Below are 17457 nucleotides of genomic sequence, written 5' to 3' on the forward strand. Positions count from 1 at the left end.
GGTGGCTAAGGTGGGAAGTTTAGGACCGAGGTAGGAAGAGATTTCCCACCTTGGAAATCCCCAGCGCGCCGGGGCATCCCCAAAAGACTGATCCTAAACGCTCCATTTTACGAGATCACGCCATACGCAATCGCGATTTTCCTTTTATCTTCAAAATGTTGTTCTCGTCAGCATGATTGACAGAACAATGCGTGAAGAATGCGCAAATCTGTCCAGAAGATTGCGCGATAATTTGACCTTTAAGCCTGTCCATGTGCATTTCACCGCCCGGACCGTTGGGGCATGCAGCATAAGTTTATCGTTATTTTACGGTAGGTTGGACGGGAGCGCGTTTGGCTGGTTCATGTCCAGAAGGTAATACCCCCCTACACCGACCTTTTTCCATTCCGGCATCTACTTCACTTAGAGTCTGTCTAGTTCAGATTGAACCAGACAGACTCTAGATTTTTTGTTTTCGTTTCTCTTCTCGGGAAAACCAGTGACCATTTTCCCCTGAAAAACTTTAAAAGCTCCATCTTTTAAAGGCATTTTTAAAAGAATAAAACCTTCGTGGATTTGTCAAATTTAAAGTTGACTCCCTTTGTATAGTTCATATTGTCCGCCTGTGACGGAGACGGGATATCTCCTCACGCCGACAGCATGAAGGAAGGCGGAGTATGACGAAAATGACGAAGGGGGCCGGTGGACGCGCGCAGCCTGCGAACCGGACGATGTCCAGACATGGACAATTGCTGCTAGCCAATATTGCTGGACTGGCGTTGATTGCCGCCGCCTCGCAAGCCTGGTCGCAAGAGAAAGATACGGAGCTCTCGACCATTACCGTTCAGGGCAAAGCCTCGGCCACCGGCCCGGATGCCAATATCGTCGCCAAGGAGACGACTGTCGGCAGCAAGACCGATACACCGATCATCGACATTCCCCTGGCTGTCTCCGTTGTCACCATGAAGGAAATGGAAACGCGCGGCGTCAGCGACATGCAGGCCGCCGTCGCCTATACGTCCGGTGTGGTTGTTGATGAATTCGGCTCCGACGATCGCTACGACTATTACCGTATTCGCGGCTTCGACACGACGACACTCGGCATCTATCGCGATGGCCTGAGTGCGCGCATTCCCGCCTGGTTTACCGCAGCCCGCACCGAGCCCTACGGCCTGGAACGGGTGGAAGTGCTGAAAGGCTCGACTTCCACCTTGTTCGGCCTCAACGGTCCGGGCGGGATGATCAATGCCGTCACCAAGCATCCGACCGACACATTCCATGCCGAGGTTTATACCACCTTCGGCGACAACCATATCGAAACAGGCACGGATTTTGGTGGGCCGCTCGACAAGGAAGGTGTCTTTACCTACCGCGTCACCGCCAAATGGCAGAATGCCGACCTGGGCTCGGATTATTCCAACGATGACCGCATCTACGTCGCACCGGCTCTGACCATCAGCCCGGACGAGAGCACCTCGCTGACCTTCCTCACCGACTACAACAAGCGCAACACCACACCGGCCCTGGGCTTCCCTGCTGGTCTTGACGTCGACACGACCCGGTTCTACGGCGAGCCGGACTTCAACAAATTCGACACCATCCAGAAGGATGTCGGCTACGAGTTTCGCCACGAGATCACCGAGGGTCTGACTTTCCGGCAGAATGCCCGTTACTCGCATGTGGACCTGGACTATGAGACAGTCTATGGCGCCAGCACGGATTCGAGCGCCAATCGGACGGCCTATGCCGTGGACGGCGTGGCGGATCGCTTCGCCATCGACAACCAGCTGGAATATGACACCAGCACGGATCGCCTCGACAGCAAGACTTTGCTGGGTGTCGACTATTCCTATGACAGCACCCATGAAGTTATTGGCTATGGCTCGGCCCCAGGCATCGACATGAACGATCCGGTGTTCTGCGGTCGCTCCTGTGTGTCTCTCGATCCCTATCTCGATTGGAAGGTCAAGCAGAAGGCGCTCGGTATCTACGCGCAGGAACAGTTGACGCTGGATGACCGCTGGATCCTGACGCTCGGCGGGCGCTATGACTATGTCAATACTACCGCGGATTACCTAAGCCCCGGCACAAATAGCGACTACTTTTCCAAAGCGGGCTCATCAGATAATAATACCTCAGAAGCCTTCACCAAACGGATTGGCTTGAGCTACAAGATCACGCCGGAACTTGCTGCCTATGCCAATTACTCCACGTCCTTCCAGCCGCTCGTGACACCAACCGCCAATGGCTATTCCGTTAGCGGCTCACTGAAGCCGCAGGAAGGCGAACAGTATGAAATCGGCTTGAAATACAAGCCCGACAGTTTCGACGCCCTGTTTACGGTCGCCCTGTTCGACATAACCCAAACCAATGTTCCCTCCAACGTCACCCCCATACTACAGCGCCAGATCGGCAAGGTCGGGGTGCGCGGCGTGGAAGTGGAGGGCAAGGTGGCGCTCAACGACCGCTGGAACATGACGCTTGCCTATTCCTACTGGGATGCCGAGATCAAGGAAGACGGTACCGGCGGCAATGCAGGCAACCGGCCTGAGCGTGTTCCGAGGAACACCGCCTCGGCCTGGGTCGATTATACCATTCCCGGCGATGGCTGGCGCGGCGACCTGACGCTGGGTGGCGGTGTCCGGTATGTCGGCTCCAGCTACGGCGATTCGGCCAATACCGTGAAGGTCGATGCCTATACGGTGGTCGATGCGATGGCGAGCTACAAGGTGACCGAAAACGTCACCTTCGCCATCAATGCCAAGAACCTGTTCGACAAGAAATACGTCACCACCACCTATTACGGCAGCTCCTACTACGGCGACCGCCGTACAGTGCTGGGGACGCTTAAATATACCTGGTAACGGGTACGCGGTCATCAGAATGCAAATCAACGGAACCGGGGGCTTCGAAAGAAGTCGCCGGTTTTTTGCGCCTGCCGCAAGGCTGATTAGCCATTGGACCGAAAACTAAGGTTCGATTTGAAATTACAGCGCCGTGCGCCATATATGGCGCACGGCGCTGTAATTGGCTTCGCCCCCCTCATCCCCCTGCCGGGGACTTCTCCCCGCAGGGGAGAAAAGGCCAACACGACAGCACTGAGCCTCATCCTAAGGCTGCTGGCAAAGGGGTTTATCGGCTTTTGCCGCGCATATAATACCAAGGCCCGAAGATGCTGACGCATCCTCACCTGATAACATTTTCGAATATCTCAAATGCATCAAAGGCTTGAGATATTCGAAACAGGCATACCAACGGTCATTTTCAATGACTCTTGATATAAGGCACAAGAGGATGCCGCAGGTCTCTTCTCCCCATCGGGGAGAAGGTCCCGGCAGGGGGATGAGGGGGTACGCGGCATATAAAAACGTTTGAGTCGTGTACTGTGAATGCGTATTTTCACCTCGATACTCTATTGCTCGTTCTGCGGCAAACCGTCAGCGATATCGTAATAGTCACCCTTGTCGGCAACGAAGATATGCATTTTGAGCCGCGTCTGCGTGGGTCCACCGAATGCACCCATGGCAACGGCAATCCAATCTCGGTGAAGTGGATCGAAGAACAGCGACCTTCCGCAGACTGAGCAGAAGCCGCGCCTTACCTTTCGGAGGACCGATACCAGCTGATAGTCTCGCTGCCATCGATCTCGATTTTGTTCTTTAAAACATCGATCGACGCAAAATAATTACCAGAATGCTTGCGGCATTTGGAACAATAGTCAGCATCAGGGGGGCAAGCATCGGGCGGCGGTAAATCAACGTTCACCTGAAAGCGAACAGCGCCGCAAGGATATGATCCCTTGTGCATGTGTCTCTCCGTTCCCCGTCATCATCGCAATGAGAAAGTAATGCCTTGAAACGCGAGAGCAGGAAAGTCCTTCATGCCCTCCGGCGCATCAGCAGGATCAGCACCGGCGCGCCGATCAGCGCGGAGACCAGGCCAGCGGCGATTTCGTAAGGGTGAACCAATGTCCGGCCAATCCAGTCGGCCATCATCATCAGCACGCCACCGATCAGCACCGCGCCGTTCAGTTGCGGTCCGGCACGCAGCAATCCGGCCTCGCGGGCCAGATGCGGCGCCATCAGGCCGACGAAACTCAAGGGGCCAACCGTCAGGGTAGCCGCGCCGCTCAAGGCACCTGCCAACAGCAGCAGCAACAGCCGGGCCGATGCGAGCGGCACGCCGAGTGCGCCCGCAGCGGAGGGGCCCAGCGGCAGCAGATCTAGCCAGCGGCGCAGCAGGGCGACAATCACCACCAGAGCCACGGCGATGATCGTCACCGTGATGGCACTCGTCATCGTGACATTATAGGTCGAGCCGCTCATCCAGCGCATCAGGAAGGTGGCGCGGGGATCGCCGCTCGCCGCCAGCACACCGACCACGGCATCGACCATGGCGCTGAGCGCAATACCTGCCAGCAGCACCCGCTCCGGCGCAAAACCAGCCCGAGCGGCAAACAGGAAAATCACCGCCAGCACGGTCAGCGAGCCCGCCGCGGCAAAACCGAGTTGCATGCCAAGACTTGGCGCCGCCAGAAAGAATACCGCTACCGTGACCCCGAAGGTTGCTCCGGCGCTGATGCCCAGCACTTCCGGGCTGGCCATTTCATTGCCGGTCAGCCGTTGCAGGATCAGCCCGGCCACTGCCAGCATGGCGCCAGAGGCAAAGGCAGCCAGCACGCGAGGAAAGCGCACAGGCAGAATTTCGCCGTAGAGCGAGGGGGACAGAAAAGCCCAATCGCCGACGGTACTGCGCCCGAACAGCAGCGCCATGGCAATCAGCATCACACCACCGATCAGCACGACGATCAGGACCGTCCGCGTCGAGGCGAAGTGCCGAGGCTTCGGCACCCGCTCGACCATGATCCGATGCCGGGTTTTCAACAGTGGCAGCAGCACCAGCAGCAGCGGCGAACCGAACAAGGCGGTGACGGCCCCGGTCGGCAGCATATCGCTGAATTGATCGGCAAGCAGCAGCAATGCACTATCGGCAAAGAACAGCAAGGCCGCGCCGATCAATGTGGACCAGACCAAAAGGGCGCCGGAGCGCCGCGCGCCGGTCAGCCGGGCAAGCGTTGGCGCAACGAGACCGATAAAGCCGATGACCCCGACCGCGCTGGTGACGAAGGCCGCCAGCAGCACGGCAAGCGCGATAGCCGCCGCCCTCAGATGACCAGTCTTGACGCCGAGCGCCGTTGCTCCCGCCTCGCCCAGTTCCACCAGCGCCAGCGGCCGCAGCAGCAGCGCGGCGGCGACGGCCACCAGCCCGACCTTGGGCAGAAGCGCGAGCGGCAAGGCCCAGCTTTGCTGGGCCAGCGATCCCGCCCCCCAGATGAACAGGGAGACCAGATAGCGCTCATTGAGCAGCACCAGCACGCTCGACAACGCCCCGCACCACAGGCTGACCACCAGCCCGGACATAACCAGCGAAAACGGTGAAAATCCGCGCCTCAGCCCCATCAGCAGCACGAGGCCCGCAGCAATAGCGCTTCCGGCCAGCGCCACCATGTCACGGCCAAACCCCAGCAGGCCCGGCGACAGCAACAGCGCCAGGACGATGGCGAGATTCGCCCCGGCTGAAACCCCAAGCGTGGTTGGCGAGGCCAGCGGATTGCGCAGCACCTGCTGGAACAGCGCGCCCGACAAGGATAGTGCGCCCCCGCAAATCAACGCCATCGCCATGCGCGGCAGGGTGGCGTTGTAAAGCACGGCATAATCGATGTCGTAACCCGCACTTTCAGGACGCGCCAGTACCGGCGCAATGCCGTGCCAGGCCATCAGGCCGCCAAGACCGGCGAGCAGCAGGGTGACGAGGAGCGGACCTAGATAGGACGGTCTGGAAGAGAACGGAATATTCATGCTTGACTGTCCAGGTAATCGGTTAGCAGGCGAGCGAAGCGCATGGCTTCGACCACCATCCCGAACATCAGGGTCGAGGGCAGGACGGCGAAGCGCTCCGGCTTTGCCATCGGCAAGGCCTGCCAGAGCGGGCTTTTCGCCAAGGTCGGCATGACATCGGCGGGAACAGGCTCGAAAGCGATCAGCCGGGCGCGCGGATCGGTGATTGTCGCCAGGGTCTCGATGCCGATCAGCTCGAAACCCCAGTAATTGCCGGGCTTTGTCCAGGCATTTGTGAGGCCGAGCCGCTGGAGAACATCGTGATAAAGACCAGGCGCCGTATAGACCCGCACATGGCGGGCATCCATGAAATTGACCAGCGCCACCGGCGGTGCATTCAGCCGGGCAAGGCGGGCGCGGCAGGCATCGAAAAACGCATCGGCCTCGGCGAGAAAGGCCTCGGCCCTCGCCTCCAGCCGCATCACCTTGCCGAGATCCCGCGTCGCACTGTAAGAGGCCGTCAGGATATCGGTGGTGTCAGGCGCATAGACGCTGGCGCGAAACAGCGGTGCCAAGGCTTCCAGCCGCGGGTTCAGCGGGTCGTTAAAGGCTGTAGACAGGATCAGGTCGGGCTTCAGGGCGATCAGCAATTCGAAATTGACCTCCCAGGACGAGCCGAGATCGATCACGCCGTCAGGCATGCGCGGTTCTTCCACCCATTTGTCCCAATCGGCCAGAGATGCGACCGCCAGTGGCTTGCCCCCGAAAGCCAGCAGCGTCGAGGCAAGGCCGTAATCCAGGCAGACAACCCGGGCAGGCGTAGCACTCTCAGCCCGGGCAGCAGACGCCATGAACAGGCTCACACCTCCGGCCAAAAGATGGCGGCGGCTGAGCGGCAGGAAAGGATCAGCAGACATAGGCGAGCGGGATCTCCAAACCTGGATGGCGGGTGACGTCCATATCAACGCCGTAAATGGCGTTCAGCGTCTCGCGGGTCATCAGGGCCGTGGGTGAGCCCTCGGCAATCAACTGCCCGGCCTTCAGCGCATAGAGCCGGTCGCAGAAACGGCTGGCCATGTTGATGTCATGCAGGACGATGATGACGCTCAGCCCCTTTTCCTGCGACAAGCGGCGCACCAGCGCCAGCACCTCCATCTGATGGGCGATGTCGAGCGCCGAGGTCGGCTCATCCAGCAGCAGGCATTCGCTATCCTGCGCCACCAGCATGGCGATCCAGGCCCGCTGACGCTCACCGCCCGACAGCGTATCCACCATGCGGTCCGCCATGGGCAGGACATGGGTGAGATCCAGCGCCTCTTCCACCTTGGCCTTATCAACCTCGGTAAACCGGCCAAGCGCGCCATGCCAGGGATAGCGTCCGCAGGCCACCAGTTCGCGCACCGTCATGCCATGGGCCGCCGTGACGTCCTGCGGCAGATAGGCAACCTTGCGGGCAAAATCGCGCGCGCCAAGCGCACCGGCATCCGCCCCGGCAAAATGGATCGTCCCGGATGTCAGGCTTTGCTGGCGGGCGAGAAGCTTGAGCAATGTGGATTTGCCCGAGCCGTTATGGCCGACCAGGCCGGAAATCTCACCCTTGCGAAAACCGATTGACACATCCCGCAACAAGGCCCGGCCATCGACGGTGAAACCAAGCGCCTGCGTTTCGAAAATCATCCCTGCCTTATCAGCAGCCTGGATGTTACGATGTTCGCTCGCCATCAAAGATCCTCTAATACAAGGTGCCACCAAGCTTGAACTGGATGGATAAAACATGATAATAAAAATCAACTATACACAGTCTTGCCGGTTCGCAAGTGTGTTTTCAACACAGTTTTGCCCATCGCCCGCACGTCACTTGTCCCGGATTGGCCAATGTCCTACCTGCCCCGCATGATCAGCAAGATCGACGGACTATCCGTCTCCTCCGGCCTGCACCGGCGTTACTGGAACGGCATGGTCGCCGATCTCTGGTCGGTGGATTGTCAAAGTGATGCGGGCGGCCAGTATGTCAGCAACGATCCGCGCCTGTTCATTCTATTGGACGCCGCAGGCGAGGATGGGGCCGATCTCAGCATGGCTGAAGGCGGTGGCAAGCAGATTTCCGGAGCGATTGCCAGGGCGGCCCATTTCATTCCAGCCGGGCTGGAAATGTCAACCGCGATCACCGGCGTCAAAAGCCTGCGGCATCTGGATCTGCATTTCGATGCCGACATCTTGCTGCGCCGGTTGGGCGAGGATGCCGGGCTGGCGGCTTTGCACCAGCCACGCTACCTCCTTGATGATCCCCGGCTGCTGGCCCTGGCCGAACTGATCGCCGCCGATGTCGCCAATCCGCAGCCCCTGCACGACCTCTATGGCGATGGGCTGGTCAGCGCTCTGCTGATCGACGTGCTGAACATTCGCCCAACCCCTGCGCGCCAACTGCCCCACCGGAAGCGCAGCAAGCTGGCCGCCTGGCAGCTCCGCCGGGTTTGCGATTTCATCGAGGCCCATTGCCTGCGCACCATCAGGCTCGAGGAATTGGCCGGACTGGCGGGCCTGTCACCCACCTATTTCAGCCACGCTTTCAAAGCCTCTACCGGCCTGTCGCCGCATCAATGGCAGATGAAGGCGCGGATCGAAACGGTCAAGCAACGGCTGCGCGACCCCGCCGTGCCGCTGACAGTGATCGCGGCTGAAACCGGCTTTGCCGATGCCGCCCACTTTGCCCGCAGCTTTCGCCGCGCCGTCGGCCTATCCCCGTCCGAGTGGCGACGGGTCCGGCTCAATTGAGTTGGCTGGGGAGTTCACCCTGCCCGGTTCGGCAATCGCTGTGCAATACCCGTTAAAATTCTGTGCGGCGGGACACGGTTTGCCCAAATCCGTTCAAGCCTTCCATGCTTCAGACAAGCACGACAGAAATACATGAATTAATCAGTCATCATTTGAAATTCATGCCCGGCGGGGCATTGGCAATGGGGTGATGACATGGGGACGGCATTGGTTCAGGCACGGAAAACAGATGGGCAAGATCGCTCAAACCGGCATCGCGCCGCCTTGCTGGCAGGGATTGCCCTACAGACGCTATGCCTGCCGGGCCTTGTCCATGCGCAGGACGCCACCACGCAATTGTCGACCATCACCGTCGAAGGCAAGAGCGAAACCGCAACTGGCCCGGTTGATGGCTATGTCGCCAAGCGCACCTCGACGGGCTCCAAATCCGATACGCCGATCACGCAAGTGCCGCAATCGGTCTCGGTGATCGGCACCGCCGAAATGGCCGATCGCGGCGTGACCAACAAGGTCGATGAAGCGCTGCGCTATACATCTGGCGTCTATACCCAGCCATTCGGCGCCGATGGCGACACCAACTGGATGTATATCCGTGGCTTCGAGGCCACCCAGACAGGCAGCTTCCTCGACGGGTTGAACCTGTGGAGCTACGGTTTCGGCGGGTTTCTGGTGGACCCTGTCGTGCTGGAGCGGGTGGAAGTGCTGAAAGGCCCGGCCTCGGTTCTCTATGGCGGCTCCAATCCGGGCGGCATCGTCAACATGGTCGGCAAGCGTCCGACGGGCGAAAAATTTCTCACCACCGAAGTTGGTATCAACAATTATGGCAATGCCTTCCTGACCTTCGACACCGGCGATACGGTCAAGGACAGCGATGTCAGCTACCGGGTCACCGGCAAGATCGCCGGTGGCGACAAGGCTGCCGATTACGCCCATGATTTCCGCGGCGTGGTCATGCCGCAAATTACCTGGGCTCCCGATGACGGCACCAAGCTGAATGTCTATGCCTATTATTCCTATCTCGACCAGACCTCCGGCACCAATGGCTTCCTGCCCTATGTCGGCACGGTGGAGAAAGCCTCCTTCGGGCGGATCGACAGAGATGCCTATTACGGCGAGCCGGGGAGCGACTACAGCTATTCGCGCCAGACCATGGTGGGTACGGATTTCAGCCACGAACTGGAAAACGGCTGGACGTTTTCGCAAACCGCCCGTTATTCCTACCTCAACAAGGCCGAGAACACGCCCTATACCTATGGCTATTACGACCCGGCCACCGGCAGCAATTATCTCTCGGAACCGACAAGCAGCGATGCCTACCTGACACGGCTCGGCTTCAGCCACCATACCGAGGTAAATTCCTTTGCCATCGACAATCACCTGAACGGCGAGGTCGAGACCGGCGCGCTGAAGCATGACGTAACATTGGGTGTGGATTACAAATTCTACCAGCTCGACCAGGTACAGGCCAGCACCACCGATACGCCGATCAGCGCCACCGATCCGGTCTATGGCACCACCCAGCCCGCCAATTCGGTCTATCTCAACCAGATCCTGCGCCAGAACCAGATCGGCGGCTATGTGCAGGATCAGATCCATTTCGGTGGCGGCTTTATCGCCACGCTGAACGGCCGTTACGACTATGTCTATACGACGTCCAACGACCGCACCGCCAGCAATGCCGACTATGACAGCAGTGAGAGTGCGGCAAGCGGTCGGGCGGGCCTCGCCTATCAATTCGACAATGGGTTGACGCCCTATGTCAGCGTCGCCAGCTTCTTCAACCCGCAGATCGGCGTTACCCAGGGCGATCCGCTGAAGGCGGAAAAAGGCGAGCAGTATGAAGCCGGTATCAAATACGAGCCGAGCTTCTTTCCGGGCATGATCACCGCCTCGGTCTTCCAGATTGACAAGAAGAACTGGACCGTGACCGATCCGCTCACCTTTCTCTCCACCCAGATCGGCGAGGTGCGCTCGCGCGGATTCGAACTGGAAGGCAAGGTGGAGCTGAATGCCGATTGGAAGGCGCTGGCCTCCTTCACCTATCAGGATCTGGAAATCCTCGAACATGCCGATACATCGCTGATCGGCAATTCACCCTATCTCGTTCCGAAAATGCTGGCCTCGGCCTGGCTGGATTACGCGATACCCACCACCGTTCTGGCCGGAAAACTCGAGGGCTTCAGCCTGGGCGGTGGCATTCGCTACCAGGGCGAAAGCTGGGCCGATTACGCCAATACCAAAAAAGTGCCTGACGCGGTGCTGTTCGATGCCGCCATCCGCTACAAGAAAGACGACTGGGGTGCAGCGCTCTCCGTCACCAACCTGTTCGACAAGCAATATGTCTCCGGTTGCCAGGGCACGCTGACCTGCGGCTACGGCGAAGGCCGCACCGTAACGTTGAAGATTTCAAAGAGCTGGTAAGGTCAGACATCATGCCAGCGCGTTCGGCAGGCGAAACGTGCTGGCATGGGCGATCATATGCGCGTCTTCGTGCTGACATCCGTCTGCCATGAACACAATCGAATTTCGCTCTATCGGCGAAATTTGGGTCGATTGACTTCTCTCATTGATTGCACAACCAAACCTGAATTATCACTGCTCTCGCAACAGAAAACGTTGCTTTTCAGGGAGGAAATAATGGCAATCACTGTGTTTAACGCATCGAATTTCAAGATCCAGGCTTCTATCAATCATTGGGGGAGTGAAGGCTCAACAAACCCTTATGAAATCTCGCCCGGCAAGACCGATAGCTGGGGACGTTCCGACAAGCGCGGCTTCGTTCTTTTCATCGAGTCAAATGGAAAAACCGGATCATATCTGGTCTGGGCAACCAGCAATGTTGTTGTCGAGAATAACGAAGTGCGTGTGGACGGCATATCACACAAGTTTCCCGGACCACAGCAGCCTTTGGCCGTGGCAGGTGCCGACATTTCGGAAGAACCCGAGAACATGCACTGATCAAGATCAGGCTGCCGCAAGACAACGTTGCGTCTTGCGGCATTTTCGAAGCACTTAATCCAGATTTGTGCCGGGGAGACGGCAATGGCTAAACATTGCCGACCCTCTTATCTCAACAGATCAAGATTGCGGCTGGTGACCGAGCGGATCGCCAGCGTCCGCATCAGATCTGCCAATTGCTCCGGCTTCGCCTTGGCGTCGCAATAGCGAAGCGTCACCCGCACCGGCAGTTCCAGTTCGGATTTATCGGACAGGCTGACCGCAGTCTTGAAGGCGCGCGGGTCTTTCACCGCCTGCCAGGCATAGACGCAGGCGCCGCCGCTCTTGCCGAGCGTGCCGGTGGCAACCCCGAATTGCCCATAGCCGTTCTGATGAATGGCGGTGTCGGTCACCATTTTGACACCGGGAAACAGTTTCTTGATCGACCCGGGCGCTTCATCATTCATCGCCGTCTGGCGAAAACGGTCGCTATCGGCAAGCCCGATTTCGATTGCCAGACTGTTTTCACCAAGCTTGCCGGCGGTGGGGTACAACAGGGTCTGGAAAGCCGAGGCCGGTTCGATGCGATGACGATTGCCCGTGATCGGCGCCGTCAGGCCGGAGAGCTTCAGCATCGCCACTTCGGGCGCGCCCTTTTCCACAGCCTGTGTCTTTGCCACCAGCGGCTTATTCTTGGAAATCGACCCTGTTGAGTTGGGATCGATACCAGCCACGCAGGAAGACGCCGCCAAGGCGATGCCAAACATCGACAAGAGCGTTCCGACACGTCGTAAGTTTGGATTTGCGGCAGGGACGCTACCCTTGCCGGGACATTGGTCATCTGTGGTTTTCATAGCCGTTTACCTCGTCAAACCCATCCTACCGTATCATTTCTTAAATCAGGATTGATTTAGGGCGAAATAATCCGATCAGTCGTTTTGTGCCGCGTCCTCGCATCGTCTGCAAGACGGGCAGCGTGGTTGTTGCCGCAAGCTTTAGTGATCGAAGTATTAACGAAATATTAAGACGAGGAGGCCGACTGTCTCATGCTGCAACAACAAAGGTTGCAGGCCAAAACCCATGACTACCCCCGGTAAATGAAATGAAAACTTTTCGTTAAATTTTAGCGAATACAATGAGGGGTGATAGAAGAGGTATTATTGTAATGCGTAGAATCCTCATCATCGCCCTCTTGCTGGCTTTGGCAAGCTGCGCCCGGCCGCCCAGCCAGATCCGCAACGCCTGCGCGATCTTCGAGCAGAAGGATGGTGCCTTTGAAAACTGGAAACGCGCCGCCCGCTCGGTGGAGCGCGAATACGGCGTTCCGGTACCAATTCTGCTGGCCACCATCTATACCGAATCCAGCTTCCGCGCCCGCGCCCGGCCACCCAGGCGCTACATTCTCGGCTTCATTCCATGGAAGCGGATCTCGACTGCCTATGGCTATTCGCAGGCATTGGACGGCACCTGGGACCGCTATCAGCGTGAAACGGGTCGTTACCTTGCCCGGCGCACCAATTTCGGCGACGCCGTCCGCTTCATCGGCTGGTACCACTACCAGAGCCACCTGCGCAACGGCATCCCCTTCAGCAGTCCCTATAACATCTATCTGGCCTACCATTCCGGCCAGGACGGCTACCGTCGAGGCGCTTACCGCGCCCGGCCCGAGGCCTTGGCCGGTGCCAAACGCTTTGCTGCTATAACAGCCGTTTATGAGCAGCAGCTGCGCCGCTGCCCGTGAGGCTTGGCGTTATACCCGCAAGTGTTCTAGAGAATACGTTCGGGATCGCACTGCGTGTAAAATGGGGGACGGCCAGACGGTTTTATGTGCCGCTTACCCCCCTCTACCCTGCCGGGCATTTCCCCCTCATGGGGGAGATCGGACAGGCGTAGCCATCCGCTTCAACGGACAACATTGCGATTTCCGATATCTTCAAAGCGTGAATGTGACATGACATGCCCATCCCGTCGCCGATCTCCCCCGAGGTGGATCAGGAAGAGGTGGCGCAAACAAACAATTGATTCCATGGAAAGATTGTACTGACGAACGCCCTGTGCCGTGCGCGCGCATACGGGTCCGCTTCAGCCTTTTATATCATCTGCTTAATTCCCAGGAGAATTGATCAGAGAGCAGGACAGTCAAATACCGTGCATGAAAAAGCCCCCGATCTTGCGACCGGAGGCTATTCATCATTCTTGGTTATTGCCGCTTGCTCGTTCGTCTCAAGCCGACTGGATTGCCGAGATGCTCCAGCCCGAACCGGGACGGCGCACGAAGGTCCAGACTTCCACCGACTGCTGCGGATGATCAGGGTCGCCATCCACCACAGCGCCAGTGGCGCGATCGCGCATCACATCGATCGCTTCATAGCGCATGGCAACCGTGGCATAATCGATAGTGCCTTCGCGCCAGGCTTCTGCCAGATCGCCTTGCAGGAGGTGGACATCGCGCACCTCGTTCTTGACACCCTTGGTCGCATGTTCACCAAGCTCTTCGGCAAGATAGGACATGGCTTCCGGCGTGGTGATCCGGCGCAGGGCCGAATAGTCTTCTTCCGCATAGGCCTTCTGCATGTCTTTCAGCAGGCTCTCGAAAATCTCCAGATCCTTGGGGCCGATGCCGACATCATCGCTACCAGCCTTTGAAACGGCCGGGCGCGTGGCACCGAGTGCAGCGCCAGATCCCATTTTCGGAATGGAGAAGCCACCGAAACCGCCAAGCGATCCCCCGGACGAACCTTGAGGAGCATTCCCCGGCTGCGACATATCATTGCGCGAAGCCGGACCGGCATAGGAGGATGCCGTGCGATTGCGGTTGAAGAACCGCATGGCCAGCATAATCAAGCCGCCAATCAGCAGCAGTTGGAACAACATGCCGAACATGCCAGCCGCACCGCCGAAGCCGCCGCCGAGCAACATGCCGAACAGACCGCCCATCAAAAGGCCGCCCATCAAACCACCGGCCATGCCGCCGAACAGGCCACGCGAAGCGGGCTGCTGCATGCCGGGCGTCGTCGCGCCGTTATTCGGCGTCATGCTCCGCTGAATGGGGGCTGCCGTCGTTGGGGCCGTGCTGGTGGCGGGCGGGGCGCTAAAGGTGCGCTCGCCACGGCTGCCAAAACTGCTGGAGCTTCCGGCCCGGCGGGCCTCCGCGAAATCGACTGCTGACAGGGTTACTGCCACTCCGATTGCCACGATGCCGATGATCCTGCCTGCTCTTCCCATGACGTCCTCTCTCCAAACCTGCCCTTTCGGGCTGTTGCGCCCAAATGAGCCTTCCTTGCCCATATGGCGATGGACTTGCTTGATGTTAAGGGCCGGATCGCAAAAAACGGGCTAACCCTATGATTGCATCAGCACCAGCCGGATGGAGGCCGCAACCGCGCCCACCACCGCCACGCCAACAATCCAGAAAATCGCAAACCACAGGATCTTCTGTTTCAGGGATTTCGGTTCTGTCCCAATGTCTTGCGCCATCAATGATACCCTTCTTCCGGATCGATCTTGCCTCTGAAAACCCAATAGGCATAGGTCGTATAGATCAGAATGATCGGCACAAGAATAGCCGCCCCGACCAACAGGAATTTCAGGCTGGTATCGGGCGCCGCCGCTTCCCAGATCGTCACCGAGGTGGGGACGATATAGGGATAGAAACTGATGCCGATGCCAACATAGCCAAGCACGAACAGCGCAAGCGACGCGACGAAGGGCAGCCAGTCCTTACCGTCGCGCAGCCCCTTGAACACCAGATAGAGGCAACCGAGCACCAGAATTGGCACGATGACGGAAAACACCGCCGTCGGAAAGGTGAACCAGCGGTCAAGATAATGCGGCTTCAACCACGGTGTCCACAGGCTGAACACGCCCATGGCCCCCACCGTCAGCACGGCGGCGGCAAGCGCATAGCGTTGTGCCTGGGCGCGCAGTGGCCCAACCGTCTTGAACACCAGCCAGGTGGCGCCCAGCAGCGTATAGCCGAACACCAGGGCGACGCCTGTTGCAATCGAAAACGGTGTCAGCCAGTCCCACCAGCCACCAGCATAGGCGCGGTCAACGACCGGAATGCCCTGCACCAAAGCGCCCAGCGCCACACCTTGCGAAAAGCCAGCCACCAGCGAACCACCTGTAAAGCCGATATCCCAAACGCCTTTCCAGCGCCGTGTACGCCAGCGGTATTCAAAGGCCACGCCGCGAAAGATCAGGCCGAGCAGCATGAGAATGATCGGCATGTAAAGCGCGGGCAGGATGGTGGCATAGGCCAGCGGAAACACCGCCATCAACCCGCCGCCACCCAGCACCAGCCAGGTCTCGTTGCCATCCCAGACAGGCGCCACCGAATTCATCATCTGGTCGCGGTCATGCTCGCTCTTGAAGAACGGAAACAACAGACCGACACCCAGATCGAAACCGTCGAGAATGACATAGGCCAGCACCGCAAAGGCGATGATCGCGGCCCAGAGGAACGCATAATCAAAGGGCATGGGAGCCTCCTTTGCCTTGGGTGTGGTGGGCTGGCCCCGGCGTGATCCCGGCGCTGCGCAGCGGTGCATCGCCGATTTCCGGCGTCGGATCGCGCGGCAGCCGCGCCATCAGCCGAAGAATGTAGAAGGTTCCGGCCCCGAACACGAAGAAATAGACGATGATGAAGGCGATCAGCGATGCCGCAACCGCAGGGGCTGCAATTGGGGAATGGGACTGCGCCGTCAGCAAATGACCGTAGATCGTATAGGGCTGACGACCCACCTCGGTGGTGATCCAGCCGCTCAGCACCGCGATAAAACCGGCAGGTCCCATGGCAAAAGCGGCACGGTGCAGCCAATCACTGCTGTAGAGCGTGCGGCGATAGCGCGCCCAGAGGCTCCATAGACCCAGCCCCAGCATGGCAAAGCCCAGGCCAACCATGACGCGGAACGACCAGAAAATCACCGCGACCGGCGGTTCCAGCTCATCCGGCACCGTATCCAGTCCGGCCATTGGCGCATTGAGGTCGTGCTTGAGGATCAGGCTGGAGAGTTTGGGGACCTCAATGGCATAATCCACCCGCTTTTCGGCGGGATTTGGAATGCCGAACAGAATGAGCGGCGCACCATCGGGATGGCTGTCGTAATGACCTTCCATCGCCATGATCTTCACCGGCTGATGTTCCAGCGTGTTCAGCCCATGGGCATCACCGGCCAGGATCTGGATCGGCGCAACCACGGCGACCATGCCCATCGCCATCGAAAACATCTTGCCAGCGCGGCGCGGCGCGGTCTTGCGCAGCAGATGCCAGGCACCCACCGCCCCCACCACCAGCGCCGTGGTGAGATAGGCAGCCAGCACCATATGCACGAGGCGATAAGGGAAGGATGGATTGAAGATCACCGCCCACCAGTCGAGCGGGATGAACTGGCCTTTATCGTTCATGCCGAAACCAGCAGGCGTTTGCATCCAGGAATTCACAGCGAGAATCCAGGTGGCCGAAATCAGCGTGCCGAAGGCAACCATGCAGGTGGCGAAGAAATGCAGCTTTGGCCCGACCCGGTGCAAGCCGAACAGCATCACACCCAGGAAACCCGCTTCCAGGAAGAAAGCCGTCAACACCTCATAGCCCATCAACGGCCCAATCACCGGTCCGGCCTTGTCAGAGAACACCGACCAGTTGGTGCCGAACTGATAGGACATCACGATGCCCGACACCACGCCCATCCCGAAGGCGACGGCAAAGATCGTCTTCCAGAAATTGAACAGCTCAAAATAGACCTGTTTTTTGGTCCAGAGATACAAGCCATTCAGCACCGCCAGATAGCTGGCCAGCCCGATGGAAAAGGCTGGAAAGATAATGTGGAAGGAAACCGTGAAGGCAAATTGCATACGCGCGAGAAGAACGGCATCGAATTGATCGAACATGACCCCACCTCTTTCCGTCCACAGGCCAAACGGCATTAGG

13 protein-coding genes are annotated in these 17457 nt (G+C 58.7%); 5 read left to right on the forward strand and 8 right to left on the reverse strand.

Annotation, left to right across the window (positions count from 1 at the left end):
• Window positions 1-665 precede the first annotated feature (665 nt).
• A complete protein-coding gene (locus tag G6L01_RS12535) occupies window positions 666-2843 on the forward strand; it encodes a TonB-dependent siderophore receptor (protein WP_420359819.1) in 2178 nt (725 codons plus the stop codon).
• A gap of 1014 nt (window positions 2844-3857) precedes the next feature.
• On the opposite strand, the gene fhuB is transcribed toward G6L01_RS12535, so the two are convergent.
• Genes fhuB through G6L01_RS12550 form a run of 3 tightly spaced genes read right to left on the reverse strand, consistent with a single transcriptional unit; the run spans window position 3858 to window position 7538 of the window.
• Window positions 3858-5837 carry a Fe(3+)-hydroxamate ABC transporter permease FhuB gene (gene fhuB / locus G6L01_RS12540; RefSeq protein ID WP_070166675.1) on the reverse strand — a complete coding sequence of 660 codons (1980 nt, stop codon included), beginning with the start codon at window positions 5835-5837 and terminating at the stop codon, window positions 3858-3860.
• Complete coding sequence (locus tag G6L01_RS12545) at window positions 5834-6715, reverse strand: ABC transporter substrate-binding protein (protein WP_070166984.1); 882 nt, start codon at window positions 6713-6715, stop codon at window positions 5834-5836. Before G6L01_RS12545 ends, fhuB begins: the two co-directional genes overlap by 4 nt.
• Window positions 6716-6722: 7 nt before the next feature.
• Entirely contained in the window at window positions 6723-7538 is an 816-nt protein-coding gene (locus G6L01_RS12550) for an ATP-binding cassette domain-containing protein (RefSeq protein ID WP_070166676.1), read from the reverse strand.
• Between the two features lie 153 nt (window positions 7539-7691).
• Between G6L01_RS12550 and G6L01_RS12555 the strand changes: the two genes are divergently transcribed.
• From G6L01_RS12555 to G6L01_RS12565, 3 genes are all read left to right on the forward strand, one after another.
• A complete protein-coding gene (locus tag G6L01_RS12555) occupies window positions 7692-8591 on the forward strand; it encodes a helix-turn-helix transcriptional regulator (protein WP_070166677.1) in 900 nt (299 codons plus the stop codon).
• A 195-nt stretch (window positions 8592-8786) separates the two neighbouring features.
• On the forward strand, window positions 8787-11012 hold the full coding sequence (locus G6L01_RS12560; protein WP_234892023.1) for a TonB-dependent siderophore receptor: 2226 nt from the start codon (window positions 8787-8789) through the stop codon (window positions 11010-11012).
• A 45-nt stretch (window positions 11013-11057) separates the two neighbouring features.
• The gene (locus G6L01_RS12565; RefSeq protein WP_070166678.1) at window positions 11058-11549 is read left to right on the forward strand and encodes a hypothetical protein; all 492 of its coding nucleotides are present in this window, start codon (window positions 11058-11060) and stop codon (window positions 11547-11549) included.
• 107 nt (window positions 11550-11656) lie between these two features.
• Here G6L01_RS12565 and bcsN read toward each other — a convergent pair whose 3' ends face one another.
• On the reverse strand, window positions 11657-12382 hold the full coding sequence (bcsN, locus tag G6L01_RS12570; protein WP_139190354.1) for a cellulose biosynthesis protein BcsN: 726 nt from the start codon (window positions 12380-12382) through the stop codon (window positions 11657-11659).
• Between the two features lie 311 nt (window positions 12383-12693).
• Here bcsN and G6L01_RS12575 point away from each other — a divergent pair, with 311 nt between their 5' ends.
• Entirely contained in the window at window positions 12694-13269 is a 576-nt protein-coding gene (locus G6L01_RS12575; RefSeq protein ID WP_070149850.1) for a transglycosylase SLT domain-containing protein, read from the forward strand.
• Between the two features lie 482 nt (window positions 13270-13751).
• Here G6L01_RS12575 and G6L01_RS12580 read toward each other — a convergent pair whose 3' ends face one another.
• From G6L01_RS12580 to G6L01_RS12595, 4 genes are all read right to left on the reverse strand, one after another.
• On the reverse strand, window positions 13752-14753 hold the full coding sequence (locus G6L01_RS12580; protein ID WP_070166680.1) for a Tim44 domain-containing protein: 1002 nt from the start codon (window positions 14751-14753) through the stop codon (window positions 13752-13754).
• A 117-nt stretch (window positions 14754-14870) separates the two neighbouring features.
• Window positions 14871-15005 (reverse strand): DUF2474 domain-containing protein, encoded by a 135-nt coding sequence (locus G6L01_RS12585; protein ID WP_139190353.1) that lies wholly within the window; start codon window positions 15003-15005, stop codon window positions 14871-14873.
• The gene (gene cydB, locus G6L01_RS12590) at window positions 15005-16009 is read right to left on the reverse strand and encodes a cytochrome d ubiquinol oxidase subunit II (protein ID WP_070166681.1); all 1005 of its coding nucleotides are present in this window, start codon (window positions 16007-16009) and stop codon (window positions 15005-15007) included. The genes G6L01_RS12585 and cydB overlap by 1 nt, the downstream gene beginning before the upstream one ends.
• Complete coding sequence (locus G6L01_RS12595) at window positions 15999-17417, reverse strand: cytochrome ubiquinol oxidase subunit I (protein ID WP_070166682.1); 1419 nt, start codon at window positions 17415-17417, stop codon at window positions 15999-16001. The genes cydB and G6L01_RS12595 overlap by 11 nt, the downstream gene beginning before the upstream one ends.
• Window positions 17418-17457 lie beyond the last annotated feature (40 nt).

Origin of the sequence: Agrobacterium vitis, assembly GCF_013337045.2 — a bacterium.
Classification (GTDB): Bacteria; Pseudomonadota; Alphaproteobacteria; order Rhizobiales; family Rhizobiaceae; genus Allorhizobium; species Allorhizobium vitis_B.